This window comes from Pseudarthrobacter leeuwenhoeki (assembly GCF_055412885.1).
Window position 1 is genome coordinate 44,442 of the sequence record NZ_JBVAYY010000010.1, and the last position, 14,759, is coordinate 59,200.

Consider the following 14,759-nt stretch of genomic DNA (forward strand, 5'->3'; position numbering starts at 1 on the left):
CCTCTGCCCGGCCGCTCCGGCGAACTAGGATAGGGAACCATGCACACACCTACACCCGGGCAGCAGCCCGGCCCGTACCGCAGGACGTCCGCCTGGCGTCGCAGGACGCTGGCGGGCGCGGGCGCCGGACAGGCCGGCCAGGGCTTCCGTGAGCACATGCGGCTGGGCCGGAAAGGCCTCGCCATCGGGGTGGACATTGGCGGCACCAAGGTGGCGGCCGGTGTGGTCGACGCGGAGGGCAGGATCCTCGCCCGGGCCAAGCGGTCCACCCCCGGCAGCGACCCCCGTGCGGTCGAACAGGTGATTGTCGAGCTTGTGGAGGAGCTGGGCGAAGGCCATCGGATCTGGTCGGTCGGGATTGGTGCGGCCGGCTGGATGGACCTCGACGGCGGGACCGTGCTGTTCAGTCCCCATCTTGCGTGGCGCAACGAGCCCCTCCGGGACAACCTGCAGCGGCTGCTCCGCCGGCCCGTGCTGCTGACCAACGACGCCGATGCGGCCGGCTGGGCGGAGTGGCGCTTCGGGGCCGGCCAGGGCCAAAACCGCCTGGTCTGCATTACCCTCGGCACCGGGATCGGCGGTGCCATGGTGATGGACGGGCGGCTGGAACGCGGGCGCTTCGGCGTGGCCGGGGAGTTCGGCCACCAGATCATCATGCCCGGCGGCCACCGCTGCGAGTGCGGCAACCGGGGCTGCTGGGAGCAGTATGCTTCCGGCAACGCGCTCGGCCGGGAAGCCCGGGAACTCGCCGCCGCCAACTCTCCGGTGGCCCAGGAGCTGCTCAAAGCCGTGGACGGCCATGCGGAGCGCATCACCGGAGTGATCGTCACCGAACTGGCCAAAGCCGGTGACCCGACCTCCCGGGAGCTGCTGGAGGATGTCGGGGAGTGGCTCGGTTTGGGCCTCGCCAACCTCGCCGCCGCGCTGGATCCGGGCAAGTTCGTAATTGGCGGCGGACTCTGCGACGCCGGCGAACTGCTGGTCGGTCCGGCCCGCAAGGCCTTCGCCCGGAACCTGACGGGCCGCGGGTTCCGGCCTGCGGCGGACATCGAACTGGCGGCCCTGGGCCCGAGCGCGGGCCTGATCGGTGCGGCGGATTTGTCCCGGGTCAGCAGCCGCATGCACAGCTAGCCGGTCACCGGCCGGCCGGTGACCTGGCAGGGGTGCGGCCGGAGACGCTCGGCCCGATTGGCCAGGCCAGGTCCCTTAGATGCGCGCGCCGTCGTCGTGTTCGTCCTTTTCGCCGGGCAGCTTCATGATCAGGAAGACCACCGACGCCGCGAAGGCGGCCACCATTCCCAGGACGGCCATCAGCGGCGCGGAGCGCCAGAACATCGCGGAGATCAGGAGCGCCACGGGGCCACCCACGGCTCCCAGCCAGGCCAGCACCGTCAGCGGATCGGCTCCGGCGAGGCTGGGCGGCTCATCCGGCACAAATTCGCCCGGGCCCAGCGGGTCGTCCTCCGCGCCCTCATAGTCCCGCGGCCCCGGGGCGGCCCCGGAACGACCGGCACGGGCGGCGCCGGCCGAGGGGCCCCCGGCCGCCTGGCTCTGGGCCTGCCGCTCCTCGGCGGAAAGCTCAACCGGCGCCCCCGCGGACAGCCCCAGCGGGTCGAAGTCGCTGAAGGGCCGCGGGGCAGCGGAGCCGTTGGGGTCCACGCCGGACGCATCGTCCGTGCCGGGTGCTTCCGGGCCCGGGTCGTCGTCGTTGCCTTCCCCGATTTCGTTGCCTTCCCGTGACTCCAGGGCTTCCGGAGTCACGGGGCTGGCGGCTGCATCCCTGCCTTCCAGCCGCGCGACCAGATCCCGCCAGACGGCGTCGTCCTGGTTGGCGCTGGAATCCGCGGAGTCGGGGTCCGGTCTAGTCATCTGCCGTGTCCTTTTGGCTAGCGTGGGCGGCGTCCGGGCCGCTTCCCGCAACCAGCGACCGAATAAATTCGGCCGTGCCGCGGAAGATCTCGGGCGCGTCGTTGTCCATCGTAGCCACGTGGTAGCTGTTTTCCAGCCGGATCACTTCCAGCGGCGCGTGGGTCAGTCCCCGACGCAGGGCCACCATGCTCTTCTCGGAGACCACATGGTCCACTGCGGAACGGTACACCCGCACCGGGGCGGTGATCCGGGGGAGCAGCCGCACGGTGTCCTTGAACATCCTGTTGAGTTCGTGCGCCGCGGCAACCGGTGTCCGGGGGTAGGCTCCCTCGTCGATGCCCTCTTTGAGGATGTCGTTGGCGATCGCCGGAGTGCTCTTGAGCACGAATTTCAGGATGCCCGCCAGCGGTGCCCGGGGATCGTCAATGACAAGGCCGGGGTTCACCAGAACGGCCCCCGCAACCGGACGCGTGGCCGCAACCCGCAGCGCCAGCGCCCCGCCCATCGACAGCCCGGCCACAACAACCTGCTCACATTCACCGGCGAGCTCAAGGTAGGCGGCGTCCAGCGCCGCGTGCCAGTCCTGCCAGCGGGTCCGGCCCAGTTCCTGCCAGCTGGTGCCATGCCCGGGCAGCAGCGGCATCCGCACGGCATAGCCGGCGTCGGCCAGCGACCTGGCCCAGTCCCGGACACCGTGCGGGCTGCCGGTGAAACCATGGGACACCACGACGCCGGTGCGGGTCCCGGTCCCGGTGAACGGGCTGCTGAACGGTGTGTGGTCCAGGGGCAAAGTCATGGGGTCTCCGGGGTGCTGGTGGCGGGCTGGTCTGGCCTCGCCGCGGACTGCGGCGCGGCGGCTGCATGGTGCAGGAAGAACCGGACGGACCGCTCGAAGATCAGCGGGGCGTCGACGTCGAGCGTGGCCACATGCCCGCTGGCCGGCAAACTGACCACTTCAAGCTCCCGCGACCCCAGGCCCTTCCGCAGCAGCTCGATCGAGGAGGGGGGGACCACAATGTCGGTGGCGGACTTGAACACGAGCGCCGGGGCGGCGACGGCGGGCAGCTCGCGCCGCGCCGCCTTGAAGAGCCTGCTCAGCTGGTGGACCGCTTCCAGCGGCGTGAGCGCGTAGTCGCCGTCCTCGGTGGCGGACGCCGTCGGATGAGGTTCCTGGACCGGGACGGTGGTGCGCTGGATGTGCTTGAGCAGGCCGATGTAGCGCACCCTGCGGTCGTAGAAGCTCAGACCCGGGTTGACCACAGCCACCCCGGTGACAGCGTGGCGCGCCGCCGTGCGCAGGGCGATGGTTCCGCCCATGGAAAGCCCGGCCACATAGCAGTGCCGGGTCCCGGCGGAGAGTTCCAGATAGGCGGCCTCAAAGGCCCGGTACCAGTCCTGCCAGCCGTGGCGGGCCAGATCGCGCCAGTCCGTGCCATGTCCGGGCAGCAGCGGGACGGACACCGCGAAGCCCTGCCGGGCCAGATGCTCCGCCCAGGGAAGGACGCTCAGGGGGCTGCCGGTGAAGCCGTGGCAGATGGCCACGCCGATGCCCGCGTTGGCGCCGTGGCCGGCATAACTGAACGCTGCGGGCGCCAGGGGAGTGCTTGCGGTCATGAGCCCATCGTGTCACTGTTCCAGACAAAACTCACTAGAGTAGGGTGTCATTGAAGTGCTGGCCGGGTCCGATGGAGGGCCGGCCAGACGCCTTTCGGAGAGGTTCACCACGTGTTTTATTGGTTCATGAAGACGTTCGTTCTCGGACCCGTCCTGAAGACGCTTTTCAGGCCGTGGGTTAAGGGCCTGGACAACGTCCCCGCCGAGGGCGCAGCAATTATAGCTTCCAACCATCTCTCCTTTTCCGACTCCATCTTCATGCCGCTGATGGTGCCCCGGCCCGTCGTGTTCCTGGCAAAATCGGAGTACTTCACCGGCAAGGGGATCAAGGGCAGGCTGACGGCCACCTTCTTCCGGCTGACCAACCAGCTGCCGATGGACCGTTCCGGCGGCGCTGCCTCAGCCCTCTCACTCAATGCCGGCATGGACGTGCTGAAGAACGGCTCGCTCCTGGGCATCTACCCCGAAGGCACCCGCAGCCCGGACTCCCGGCTCTACCGCGGCAAAGTGGGGGTGGCGCGGCTGGCCCTGCAGGCCCGCGTCCCGGTGATCCCGGTCGCGATGATCGGCACCGACAAGGTCCAGCCGATCGGCAAACGGATGCCCAACATCCGGCGTATCGGGATGATTTTCGGCGAGCCACTGGACTTCAGCCGGTACTACGGCATGGAGGATGACCGGCTGATCCAGCGGTCCGTGACCGATGAGATCATGTACGAACTCATGCGGCTCTCCGGCCAGGAATACGTCGACGAGTACGCCGCCGTCGTCAAGCTCCGGCTTGCCGGGAAAGTCACTGAAGTGCCCGGGGACGGCGCCGCCGGCACCGGACCGGCCGGCCCGGAGAGTGTGTGACCGGAGCGTGTGACGGGCCGTGCGCAGTCAATGACGGCCCGGGTCCGACGATCGCCGCGGAGGCAACTATCCTTAGAAGGTGACTGAGCTATCTGCGCCTTCGGCCTCCCCCCTGAACAGTTCCCTGAGCGGCTCGCCCGTGGCGGGCTCTGCCCTGACCAGCACCGCCCAGAGCGGTGCCGCCAACTATCCCGGCCTGGACCACTGGCGGGAGCTGCCGGCCTCGCAACAGCCGAGCTGGTCGGACAAGGCGGTCTTCGAAGCCTCCGTCAAGGAACTCTCCGTACTTCCGCCGCTCGTGTTCGCTGGCGAAGTCGACATCCTGCGCGAACGCCTCGCTGCGGCGGCGCAGGGTAAGGCTTTCCTGCTCCAGGGCGGCGACTGCGCGGAAACGTTCGAGGCCGCCACGGCGGACAAGATCAGCGCCCGAGTCCGCACCATCCTGCAGATGGCCGTGGTCCTCACCTACGGCGCCGCCATGCCGGTCATCAAGATGGGCCGGATGGCCGGCCAGTTCGCCAAGCCGCGCTCCTCCAACGATGAGACCCGTGAAGGCATCACGCTGCCGGCCTACCGCGGCGACATCGTCAACGGCTATGACTTCACGCCGGAATCCCGCGCCCATGACGCGGGCCGGATGCTGAAGGCCTACCACACCTCCGCCTCCACCCTGAACCTGATCCGTGCATTCACCCAGGGCGGCTTCGCGGACCTCCGGCTGGTGCACCAGTGGAACAAGGGCTTCACTGAAAACCCCGCCCACGCACGCTACGAGTCGCTGGCCCGGGATATCGACCGTGCCATCAAGTTCATGTCCTCCTGCGGCGCGGACTTCGAGGCACTCAAGCGCGTGGAGTTCTACGCCAGCCACGAAGCACTGCTGCTCGACTACGAACGCGCCCTGACCCGCATCGACTCCCGCACGGGCTTCCCGTACGACACCTCCGCGCACTTCCTCTGGATCGGTGAGCGCACCCGCGAACTCGACCACGCCCACGTCGACTTCCTCTCCCGGGTCCGCAACCCGATTGGTGTGAAGCTGGGGCCGGGCACCAGCGGCGACGACGCGCTGCGCCTGATCGACAAGCTGGACCCGGACCGCGAACCCGGCCGCCTGACCTTCATCACCCGGATGGGTGCCGGCAACATCCGCGAGAAGCTGCCCCCGATCGTGGAGCGCGTCACCGCGTCCGGCGCCCAGGTCCTCTGGGTCACCGACCCGATGCACGGGAACACGGTCACCTCCCCGAACGGCTACAAGACCCGCAACTTCGACGACGTCATTGATGAGGTGCGCGGCTTCTTCGAGGTCCACCACGCGCTCGGCACAGTCCCCGGCGGCCTGCACGTCGAAATGACCGGCGACGACGTCGCCGAGTGCCTCGGCGGGGCCGACCCGGTGGACCAGGAGTCCTTCCTGGACCGCTACGAATCGGTCTGCGATCCGCGCCTGAACCACATGCAGTCCCTCGAGATGGCTTTCCTGGTGGCCGGGGCCCTGGCCAAGCGCTAAGAAGCGGTCCAGGCAGCAGAAGGCTCCGCCCGGCTGGTTTCAGCCGGGCGGAGCCTGTTTAAAGCTGCACCGTGGCAGTCAGACCACGGTCAGGGTAACCACGGAGCCCTCCGGAACTTTTTTGTCCACGGGGTCCTGGTCCCGGACCGTGCCGAAGAAGCCGCCCAGGATCTCGTTCACCCGGACCTCGAAGCCCAGTTCCCGGAGCGCGTCCCTGGCCTCGTCGACCTGATCGCCGATGAAGCTCGGAACCTCGACGAGCCTGGGCCCCTTCGAAACCGTCAGGGTGATGGTGCCGCCCCGGGTGAGGTTACCGGAGGACGGATCCTGAGCCACGACGGCGCCCTTGGGTACGGACCGGTCAAAGACGGTTTCCGGCGATATTCTGGCTTTCAGGCCGGCGGCTTCGATGGCCTTGACCGCATCCCCCTGCTCCTGGCCCCGCACGTCCGGCACCGGAATGGGCCGCGGGCCCTTGGACACGGTGAGGTCCACCGGGGTGCCGTGCCGGACCGGATTGCCGCTGCGCGGTGCCTGCGCCAGGACGGTGCCGGGGGGCTCGGATTCGTCAAAGGTTTCGGAGATCTGTCCGAGGGCCATGCCCGCGCCGTTGAGGGTGGTCTTGGCCTCGTCCAGGGACTTCCCGACCAGCTCCGGCAGGGGGAACAGCTCGGGGCCCTTGGAGACCGCGAGGGACACGGGCTGGAACTTCCGGATGACGTCCCCGGCTGCGGGTTGGGATCCGACAACCAGACCGGGGGCGACGTCGTCGTGGAAGACGTCCCGGGTGGTGGACTGGAAACCGGCCGTGCGCAGCAGCTGCTGGGCCTCCGCCACCGTCTTGTTCGCGAGCTCAGGAATGGTGCCGGGGGAGCCCGGTCCCATGCCGAAGAACCAGCCGGCCCCGCCGGCCAGCAGGGCCGCGATGACCAGGACCAGAATCCAGAGCAGCCCCCGGCTCCGGGGGTTGCCCTCCCGCAGGCTCCGGACCGGTGTGGCCGCGGCGCGCTGCCGCGCCTTCTCCCCGTCACGGTCGTGTTTGCGCTGTGCCCGCTTGCTGGCGGGAACTGCCGCGTTGTCGCCCTCGCTGTAGCCGTCGTCGTTCTCCGGGTAGGGCACGTCGTCGGGGGCGGACAGCGGGCCGTAGCCGGGGTGCCGCGGGGCCGCGGACATCACGGTGGTCGGGTTGCTGCCTCGGGCGATGAATTCCGTGGGCTGCTGCCGTCCGCCGCCGATGACTTCGGTGGCGCCGTTGCCGTCGCCGTTGCCCGGGTCCGTGGAGCCGCCGGGGCGCCGGGCCGGCGGGCTGGGCGGGGGCGGCACGGCCGGCAGGGCCGGACGCGCCGCAGGGGGCTGCAGGTCGAGTTCGGCGTCGCTGAGGTTCCTTCGGATATGGCGGAGTTCGGAGAGCAGGGCGTACCCGTCGACGGGGCGTTTGTCGGGGTCGTTGGCCGTGCACCACTGCACGAGTTCGTCGATTTCGGCGGCGAGCCCGGGCACCAGCCCGGAGGGGGCGCCGACGGAGGAGTTGACGTGCTGGTAGGCGACCTGGATGGGAACCTCGCCGTCGAACGGCTGGCGGCCGGTGATCATCTCATAGAGCATGATCCCGACCGAGTAGATGTCACTGCGCGCATCGGCCTGCCGGCCCAGCACGAGTTCGGGGGAGAGATATGCCACGGTGCCGATCAGCGCGCCGGTACTGGTCGACGTCGAAATGGCGCGGGCCAGCCCGAAGTCGCCGAGCTTGATCCGCCCGTCGTCGGCGATCAGCACGTTCTCGGGTTTGATGTCACGGTGGATGAGGCCCGCTTCATGGGCTGCCCCCAGGCCTTCGACGACGGGGTCGATCAGCGCCAGGGCCAGGCGCGGAGGAAGTGCGCCTTTTTCCCTGAGGACGTCGCGCAGGGTGTGGCCCTTGATGTACTCCATGACCAGGTAGGCCATCCGGTCATCCTCGCCCTGGTCCAGCACTCCCACGACGTGCGGGTGCGACAGCCGGGCGGCGGCCCTGGCCTCACGGCCCAGCCGGTCGAGGAATTGCGGGTCCCCGGTCATGTGGGGGTGCAGCACCTTCAATGCCACATCCCGCTCCAGCCGGCGGTCGGTGGCCACGTACACAGTGGACATGCCGCCGCTGGCGAGCCTGGACTGAATCAGGTAGCGGCCATCCACCAGGGTGCCAACGAGAGGGTCCGACGAGTAATCCTGCACTATACGATCCTAATCGCTGCACGGAAACGGGCCCGAATCAACATGCGATCCGGGCCCGTATCGTTATCCTCCGTGGCTTGGCCGTGGCCGTGGCCGTGGCCGTGCCCTGGCCGGGGCGGCTCTGGACTCCTAGCCGAAGTTCTTCTGGTGTGCCTTGATGGACGCCACATAGCGCTTGGTGTCGTCGTACATGCCGTACTTGCTGACCGAATACTGGCCCTGGTAGTACCCCGCGATGGCAGCGTCCTGGTTCGGGCTGGTGCGCATCAGCTGGCGGATGATCGCGACGCCGGCCGTGGCGTTGTCGTAGGGGTCCAGCAGGTTCAGCTGGCGGCCCACGAGGCCCGAAGCCCATTCGCCCGAGGAGGGGATGACCTGCATGGTTCCGATCGCGTTGGCCGGGGAGACCGAGCGGTGGTTGAAGCTGGATTCCTGGAACGCGAAGGCGAGGGCGAGTGACGGGTCGACGCCCATGCGGCGGGCGGTGTCCGCGACGATGGTCTTCACCTGTTCGCGGCCGGGCACCGGCGAGGCGTTCAGCAAGGCCTTGTTCTGGTTGGCGGAGCTGACGACGGCGGCCGGGTACGTGTAGCCGAGGAAGGTGCTCGGGACGAGCGGCGTGACCGTGGCGGAGGGCGGAGTGGCAGCCGGCGCGATGGACGCGCCCGGGAGCGCCAGCTTCTGGCCGGGGTAGATGATGCTGGACGTTGTCAGGCGGTTGGCGGTCAGGATGTCGGCGAGCCTGACACCGTTCCTGGCGGCGATGCCGGAGAGGGTGTCGCCGGACTTGATGGTGTAGGAACCCGAGGCGGGGGCAGGAGCCGGGGTCGCGGCCGGAGCCACCGGGGCGGGGGCGGGTGCCGTGGCGCCGCCGCCGATCTTGATCTGCTGGCCGGGGTAGATGACGGAGCCCAGGTTGAGCCCGTTCCAGCTGAAGACTTCGGAGAGCTTGACGCCGTGGCGGGCCGCGATGGCGCTGAGGGTGTCGCCTGACTTCACGGAGTAGACGCTGCCGCCGGCAGCAGCGGTGGGCGCGGCGGGAGCCGCCGCCTCCGGCGCTGTGGCCGAGCCGCCGAGCTTGATCTTCTGGCCGGGGTAGATGATGGTGTTCGCCTGCAGCCCGTTCAATTCCAGGATGGCGTGAGTGCCCAGGCTAAACTTGCCGGCGATTCCGCTGATCGTGTCACCGCGGGCGATCGTGTACTCCATGGGGGCGGACACCTGGGCGGGCCGGAAGGCGGACGGCAGGGCCGTCGGGACGGCGGTGGCAGGAATCAACGCCAAGCCCAGCGAGCGGGCGGTCTGTCCCTGGGCCTGTGCCTTCATGGCAGCCGCGAGGGTGGCCGGGATTGCGCGGGTGCCGGAGTCGGCCGCAGCCGGCTGGGCGGCGATCGCCAGTGAAGAAAGGACGACGGCGGGGAGGGCCGCCGTCGTGGCCGCAATCATCGGCAGGCTGGGCCGCATGGTGCGTTTTGGCGGACGGAACGTCGTCATGGGAAAGGTCCTCTTCTCAGCGGCGAACGCTGCGGGTCTGGCTGGCAGTACTTGTGTTAACAGTGTGACTCAAGTTATTGCTGTTGCGGATGTGATCCATGTGAATCTCTCATGATTTGAGAATGAACACAAGAACATTTGACATTCCGGTTGACATACCGGGGGCGGCGGCGCGAACGGAAGCCGTGTCGGGGCAGCCGGCATCAAATCGGGAGCCGCCGACTAGGCGCAGAGCCTGCCGGCATGGCAATCTTGATCCGTGAGTAATGTAGAAAGCCTTGTGGGCGAATGGCTGCCCCTGCCCGATGTCGCACAGCTTCTGAACGTTTCGATTACAAAAGTCCATGCCCTCCTTGACGAGCGGGCGCTGGCGGCACTGAGGGTCGGTGAACGCCGGATCCGGTGCGTTCCTGCGGAATTCATCCAGGACGGCCATGCCGTCGAAAGCCTCAAGGGAACGATTGTGGTCCTCGCGGACGCCGGTTATTCCGACGAGGAGCTCATTACCTGGTTGTTTACGCCGGATGAATCCCTGCGCGGCCGTCCGGTCGACGCCCTCCGCGAAGGGCGTAAAACGGAAATCCGGCGCCGGGCGCAGTCCCTGGCCTGGTAGCACCGCGCCGCCCCCATCCTTAACACTGCGGGCCCTGCACCTCACGTGTGAGGTGAAGGGCCCGCAGTGTTATTGCCTCCGGTGTGACGTGCCGCCGGGGCTGCGGTTCAGGCCGCGCGGCTGACCGTGGCCTCGGCCAGCTTTCGCAGCGCCGTCTTGGGCAGTTCGTCCAGCGGCAGGAGATCCAGGGCAGCGAAAGCGGCGCGGCCAAATTCCTCGATCAGGACTTCCGTGGCCTGGAGTGCGCCGCAGTCCGCGATGATGCGGCGGATTTCGTCGACGTCGGCGACGCCCAGCCCCGGGCTGCCGAGCTTCGCGTCGATGAACGCGGACTCGGCAGGGCTGGCCAGGTCCAGGGCAAAGGCGATCAGTACGGTCCGCTTGCCTTCACGCAGATCGTCTCCCGCAGGTTTTCCGGTGCTGACCGGGTCGCCGAAGACCCCCAGGACGTCGTCGCGGAGCTGGAAGGCCTCGCCCAACGGAAGGGCGAATTCCGAGTAGCCGCGCAGCAGCTCGTCGCCGGCGCCGGCCAGGGCGCCGCCCAGAGCCAGCGGATGCTCAGTGGAGTACTTGGCCGATTTGAAACGAATGATGGACTGGGCGCGGCTGACGGCTCCGGCCCGGTCCCGCCGGGGGCCGGCGACCTCCTCGAGGATGTCGAGGTACTGGCCCGCCATAACCTCGGCGCGCATCAGGTTGAAGATCAGCCGTGCCCGGCTCCCGGAGGCTGCGCTCTGCCCGATCTCGGTGAAGGATTCCTCGCTGAACGACAGGCACAGGTCACCGGTCAGGATGGCGGCGGCGTGTCCGAAGCGTTCACTGTCCAGGGCCCAGCCCTGTGTCTCGTGCAGTTCGCTGAAGCGCCGGTGCACGCTGGGGCCGCCCCTGCGGGTATCAGAGCGGTCGATGATGTCGTCGTGGATCAGGGCGGCCGCCTGGAACAGCTCCAGCGCGGAGCCTGCCGTCACGACCTCGTTGGCGCCCGCTCCGCCGCCGGCGCCCCGCCAGCCCCAGTAGCACATGAGTGCCCGGAGTCGTTTTCCGCCGGTGACGAGGTTCGAGATCGATCCCATCAGCGGATCGATGTCCGGGGAGATCGAGGACATCACCGCCTGGCGGGTGGCCAGAAAATCGGTAAGCTTCCCGGCGACTGCGGCCACATAGGCGCCTTGTTCCAGGCGCAGCTGCTCCGCGAGGGTCACTTGACGGACTCGGCGGCGACGTTCGCACCGATGGTGAAGGTTGAGACGCCCGCGGTTTCCAGGACCGAAATGTTCACGGTCTCGGTGTCGCCGCGGAGGAAGTCCTTGGACGGTACCGCTCCCACAGTTTCCCCCGGAACGGCCGTGAAGCCCTGGGCCTCCAGTTCCTTCGTGTAAAAGGCCAGTACCTCGGCCGACGGCGCGGAGATGCTGGCGACCAGGGCCACCGTGGCGGGCTCCGTGGTCTTGTCAAAGCTGCTGGAGAGGACCTTCGCTCCGGGCATCACCGGCAGGAGCTTCACCGGGAACCCGGGAACCATCGCGCCGACGGTAGCCGAGGTCCCGGGTTCAGCGGAAGGGCTTGCCGTCGCCGTCGTGGTGGGCCGGGCCGCGGACGGCTCAGCCGAGGCCGGGGCCGACGAGGGGCCCGAGGCAGCGGCCCCGGGGTTGGCGGGTGTGCATGCGGCCAGGGCCATCAGCGTGCCCGCCGCCAGAACCGCTGCCGCAGCACGCTTGCGCTGTCCAAATACCTTCACAGGGACGTTCCTCCTGGTGTTGACGCCGGATTCAGCCTCCAGTTTAGTCAGTCCCGGGGCATAGGATTGAAGTTGTGGGGCCGGACGAGAATAAACAGCAGCGGGAGCAGGCTCCCCAGGACGCCGCCAGGCGGCTTGGCGAAGCGCAAATGCGGGAACTTCGGCGGAGCAGTATCATGCACGTCGATATGGACGCGTTCTTTGTGTCCGTGGAATTGCGCAGCCGTCCGGCGCTTGTGGGCAGGCCCGTCATCGTGGGCTACCCCGCCGACCGGTCCGTCGTGTTGTCCGCCTCCTACGAAGCCCGGAAATTCGGCGTTAAATCCGCCATGCCGATGGTGGTGGCCATGCGGATGTGTCCCTCTGCCGTTGTTATCGAGCCCCGGCACAAGCTGTACTACGAGGTGTCCGGCCAGATGATGGAGATCTTCGGGTCGATCACCGAACTGGTGGAACCGCTCAGCGTGGACGAGGCCTTCCTCGACGTCGGGGGAGCGATCCGGCGGCTGGGTCCGCCCCGCGGGATCGGCGAACTCATCCGCACCCGGGTCCGAAGTGAACTGGGCATCACCGCGTCCGTGGGGATAGCTGCCAGCAAGTTCGTGGCGAAGATTGCTTCCACCCGGTGCAAACCGAACGGGCTGCTGCTCATCGGTCCGGAGGAGACCGTCCCGTACCTGCACAGCCTTCCGGTCAGTGCCCTCTGGGGCGTCGGAGCCAAAACGGTTGAGGTGCTCTCCCGGATGGGCATCCGGAGCGTCGCCGACGTCGCGGCGTCCCCCCTCCCGTCCCTCCGGAAGGTGCTCGGAGCTGCCGGGGAGCACGTTTACCGGCTGTCGTGGGGGATTGACCCCCGCCCGGTGACCCCCGTCCGGCTCGAAAAGAGTATCGGCGCTGAAGAGACCTTCGCGGTGGACACTGCCGATGAGGCACTGCTGCACCGGGAATTGCTGCGCCTCTCGCACCGCACGGCGGAGCGGCTCCGCGGTGCCGGCATGCACGCCCGTACCGTGGCCCTCAAACTGCGCTACGCGGACTTCTCCACGATCACCCGCAGCCGCACTGTCAGCACCCCGCTCGACAGTGCCCAGCTGCTCTACGCCGTCGCCGTCCAGCTCCTGGAGTCGGTCGGCGACCGCCCCATGACCGTGCGGCTCGTGGGCATCCGCGCTGAACAGCTCGAAGAGGCCGCTCAGGCGCCCCTGCAACTCAGCCTTGACCGCCGGGTCGATAACTGGCGCGCCGCGGAGCAGGCCCTGGACCAGGTGACCCGGAAGTTCGGCACCAAATCCGTGCTTCCGGCCAGGCTCCTGGACCCCGGGAGCAACCCGGGATGATCCCTGGGCTGTCAATCGGCACTTATTGAAGTCAAGGGGACGTTCGGCATCTATCAGAACAGGGCGCAACAAACTATCCTATTTATACGTAGGTTTGGAACGACTGGATCGAGCGTTCGGGCTAATGCAGGACCAGTTGAACTCCCCGGAAGGGGCCGTGGAGAACCCCATTCGGCCAAAGGCGGCGAATGGGAACCACGCGCGAATCCCACACGTTGTGGGTTTAGGGACACTGGCCGCGTCAGACTGGGCGTCGGCCCACTTAAGGAGGTCGTGGTGCCGCTCTCGGAGCACGAACAGAAGTTGCTGGAGCAACTTGAGAAGCAGTTGCATGAGGACGACCCAAAGTTCGCCAGCTCGATGGGCTCGGACGCGGGACGTTCATGGTCAACCCGCCATCTGGTGATCGGCGTCCTGGCCACCCTGGCCGGCGTCGTGCTCCTGCTCTTTGGCGTGACGATCCAAAACATCTTCGTCGGAGTCCTCGGCTTTGTGGTCATGGGGGCAGGGGTCTACTACGCCACCATGCGCGGTGCTGCGGCCGGCAAGGCCAAGGCCGCAGGTACGGCCCGGAAGTCCGGGAAGCCCCGGAGTTCGTTTATGAGCAATCTTGAGGAACGCTGGGACGAGAGGCACCGCGGGGAACCCTAACCTCCGGCGGGTTCACCGAACCTCCAGTCCGATCTCCACTTTCCACCACAGGGAAACCCTGGTGGCACAAAAGACCCGCTCCGGCGGGTCTTTTGTCGTTAACCAGGGCTGTCAGGGGCACCTGGCGCAGATACCTAGCCGCGGCAGCGCCGCCGGACGCGGACCGTCGCGGACGGGCAAATTCCCTCCACCGCGCCCCACCGGCCACGATTCCCAACCATGACAGGGACGAGGGCACCGCCGGTTCCCATAAATTGAGGCCGAATCATGCGGCGTGTCGTTGACTGTGGAGGGATGTGGAGTATTGTGGAGGACGTAAGAGAGTAGTGGCAGCACAGGGGACGTTGGGCTTCCTGCGGACAGACAGGGGTGGGCCGTGTTTCTCGGCACACATTCGCCGCGTCTGGACGAAAAGGGTCGAATCATCCTTCCGGCGAAGTTCCGCGAGGAGCTTGCCGGCGGACTGGTTCTCACAAGGGGGCAGGAACGCTGCATCTACGTTTTCAGTGAGGCGGAATTCGGCCGGGTTCACGAGCAAATGCGGGAAGCTCCAATCTCCAGCAAGCAGGCTCGTGACTACATCCGTGTCTTTCTCTCTGGAGCCTCCGACGAGGTACCTGACAAGCAGGGGCGCGTAACGATACCTCCCGCGCTCCGGGAATACGCAGGGCTCGGCAGGGAACTCGCCGTTATTGGTGCAGGAACCCGTGCGGAGATCTGGGATGCCCAGGCTTGGAACGAGTACCTCGCAGAAAAGGAAACGGCCTTCTCGGAGACCGACGACGCAATACCGGGGATTCTCTGAAGCCCCACAGGAACCAGGCAGCACTGCACGATTCTTGACCGAGATCTCCAGCCGCC

14 protein-coding genes are annotated in these 14,759 nt (G+C 67.7%); 7 read left to right on the plus strand and 7 right to left on the minus strand.

The window, feature by feature from the left end:
- The first annotated feature begins 39 nt into the window (after positions 1-39).
- Entirely contained in the window at positions 40-1,131 is a 1,092-nt protein-coding gene (locus ACZYX4_RS10645) for an ROK family glucokinase (protein WP_463875641.1), read from the plus strand.
- Positions 1,132-1,206: 75 nt separating this feature from the next.
- Here ACZYX4_RS10645 and ACZYX4_RS10650 read toward each other — a convergent pair whose 3' ends face one another.
- Genes ACZYX4_RS10650 through ACZYX4_RS10660 form a run of 3 tightly spaced genes read right to left on the minus strand, consistent with a single transcriptional unit; the run spans position 1,207 to position 3,483 of the window.
- Entirely contained in the window at positions 1,207-1,869 is a 663-nt protein-coding gene (locus tag ACZYX4_RS10650; protein WP_463875642.1) for a hypothetical protein, read from the minus strand.
- On the minus strand, positions 1,862-2,665 hold the full coding sequence (locus ACZYX4_RS10655) for an alpha/beta hydrolase (RefSeq protein WP_463875644.1): 804 nt from the start codon (positions 2,663-2,665) through the stop codon (positions 1,862-1,864). Before ACZYX4_RS10655 ends, ACZYX4_RS10650 begins: the two co-directional genes overlap by 8 nt.
- The gene (locus ACZYX4_RS10660; RefSeq protein ID WP_463875646.1) at positions 2,662-3,483 is read right to left on the minus strand and encodes an alpha/beta hydrolase; all 822 of its coding nucleotides are present in this window, start codon (positions 3,481-3,483) and stop codon (positions 2,662-2,664) included. Before ACZYX4_RS10660 ends, ACZYX4_RS10655 begins: the two co-directional genes overlap by 4 nt.
- A 111-nt stretch (positions 3,484-3,594) precedes the next feature.
- Here ACZYX4_RS10660 and ACZYX4_RS10665 point away from each other — a divergent pair, with 111 nt between their 5' ends.
- Together ACZYX4_RS10665 and ACZYX4_RS10670 are read left to right on the plus strand one after the other, a co-directional pair.
- Positions 3,595-4,338: a lysophospholipid acyltransferase family protein gene (locus ACZYX4_RS10665; protein ID WP_463875648.1), complete on the plus strand. Its 744-nt coding sequence runs from the start codon at positions 3,595-3,597 to the stop codon at positions 4,336-4,338.
- Between the two features lie 124 nt (positions 4,339-4,462).
- Positions 4,463-5,851 (plus strand): class II 3-deoxy-7-phosphoheptulonate synthase, encoded by a 1,389-nt coding sequence (locus tag ACZYX4_RS10670; protein ID WP_463875851.1) that lies wholly within the window; start codon positions 4,463-4,465, stop codon positions 5,849-5,851.
- 78 nt (positions 5,852-5,929) lie between these two features.
- Here ACZYX4_RS10670 and ACZYX4_RS10675 read toward each other — a convergent pair whose 3' ends face one another.
- The gene (locus ACZYX4_RS10675; RefSeq protein WP_463875853.1) at positions 5,930-8,068 is read right to left on the minus strand and encodes a Stk1 family PASTA domain-containing Ser/Thr kinase; all 2,139 of its coding nucleotides are present in this window, start codon (positions 8,066-8,068) and stop codon (positions 5,930-5,932) included.
- 126 nt (positions 8,069-8,194) lie between these two features.
- On the minus strand, positions 8,195-9,559 hold the full coding sequence (locus tag ACZYX4_RS10680) for a lytic transglycosylase (protein ID WP_463875650.1): 1,365 nt from the start codon (positions 9,557-9,559) through the stop codon (positions 8,195-8,197).
- 259 nt (positions 9,560-9,818) lie between these two features.
- Here ACZYX4_RS10680 and ACZYX4_RS10685 point away from each other — a divergent pair, with 259 nt between their 5' ends.
- The gene (locus tag ACZYX4_RS10685; RefSeq protein ID WP_463875652.1) at positions 9,819-10,172 is read left to right on the plus strand and encodes an Rv2175c family DNA-binding protein; all 354 of its coding nucleotides are present in this window, start codon (positions 9,819-9,821) and stop codon (positions 10,170-10,172) included.
- A 107-nt stretch (positions 10,173-10,279) separates the two neighbouring features.
- Here ACZYX4_RS10685 and ACZYX4_RS10690 read toward each other — a convergent pair whose 3' ends face one another.
- Together ACZYX4_RS10690 and ACZYX4_RS10695 are read right to left on the minus strand one after the other, a co-directional pair.
- Positions 10,280-11,374, minus strand: a complete 1,095-nt coding sequence (locus tag ACZYX4_RS10690) for a polyprenyl synthetase family protein (protein ID WP_463875654.1) — start codon at positions 11,372-11,374, stop codon at positions 10,280-10,282.
- On the minus strand, positions 11,371-11,910 hold the full coding sequence (locus ACZYX4_RS10695; protein WP_463875656.1) for a hypothetical protein: 540 nt from the start codon (positions 11,908-11,910) through the stop codon (positions 11,371-11,373). The genes ACZYX4_RS10690 and ACZYX4_RS10695 overlap by 4 nt, the downstream gene beginning before the upstream one ends.
- A 74-nt stretch (positions 11,911-11,984) precedes the next feature.
- Between ACZYX4_RS10695 and dinB the strand changes: the two genes are divergently transcribed.
- The 3 genes from dinB (at position 11,985) to mraZ (ending at position 14,703) form a co-directional block, all read left to right on the plus strand.
- Positions 11,985-13,247 (plus strand): DNA polymerase IV, encoded by a 1,263-nt coding sequence (dinB, locus tag ACZYX4_RS10700; RefSeq protein ID WP_463875658.1) that lies wholly within the window; start codon positions 11,985-11,987, stop codon positions 13,245-13,247.
- Positions 13,248-13,523: 276 nt separating this feature from the next.
- Positions 13,524-13,898: a DUF3040 domain-containing protein gene (locus ACZYX4_RS10705; protein ID WP_463875660.1), complete on the plus strand. Its 375-nt coding sequence runs from the start codon at positions 13,524-13,526 to the stop codon at positions 13,896-13,898.
- A 376-nt stretch (positions 13,899-14,274) separates the two neighbouring features.
- Entirely contained in the window at positions 14,275-14,703 is a 429-nt protein-coding gene (mraZ, locus tag ACZYX4_RS10710; RefSeq protein ID WP_160666519.1) for a division/cell wall cluster transcriptional repressor MraZ, read from the plus strand.
- Positions 14,704-14,759 lie beyond the last annotated feature (56 nt).

Excerpts from the sequence above, each read along its gene's own strand:
- ACZYX4_RS10680 (WP_463875650.1), bottom strand. The coding sequence starts at position 9,559 with ATGACGACGTTCCGTCCGCCAAAACGCACCATGCGGCCCAGCCTGCCG.
- ACZYX4_RS10655 (WP_463875644.1), bottom strand. The coding sequence starts at position 2,665 with ATGACTTTGCCCCTGGACCACACACCGTTCAGCAGCCCGTTCACCGGG.
- ACZYX4_RS10650 (WP_463875642.1), bottom strand. The coding sequence starts at position 1,869 with ATGACTAGACCGGACCCCGACTCCGCGGATTCCAGCGCCAACCAGGAC.
- ACZYX4_RS10645 (WP_463875641.1), top strand. The coding sequence starts at position 40 with ATGCACACACCTACACCCGGGCAGCAGCCCGGCCCGTACCGCAGGACG.
- ACZYX4_RS10660 (WP_463875646.1), bottom strand. The coding sequence starts at position 3,483 with ATGACCGCAAGCACTCCCCTGGCGCCCGCAGCGTTCAGTTATGCCGGC.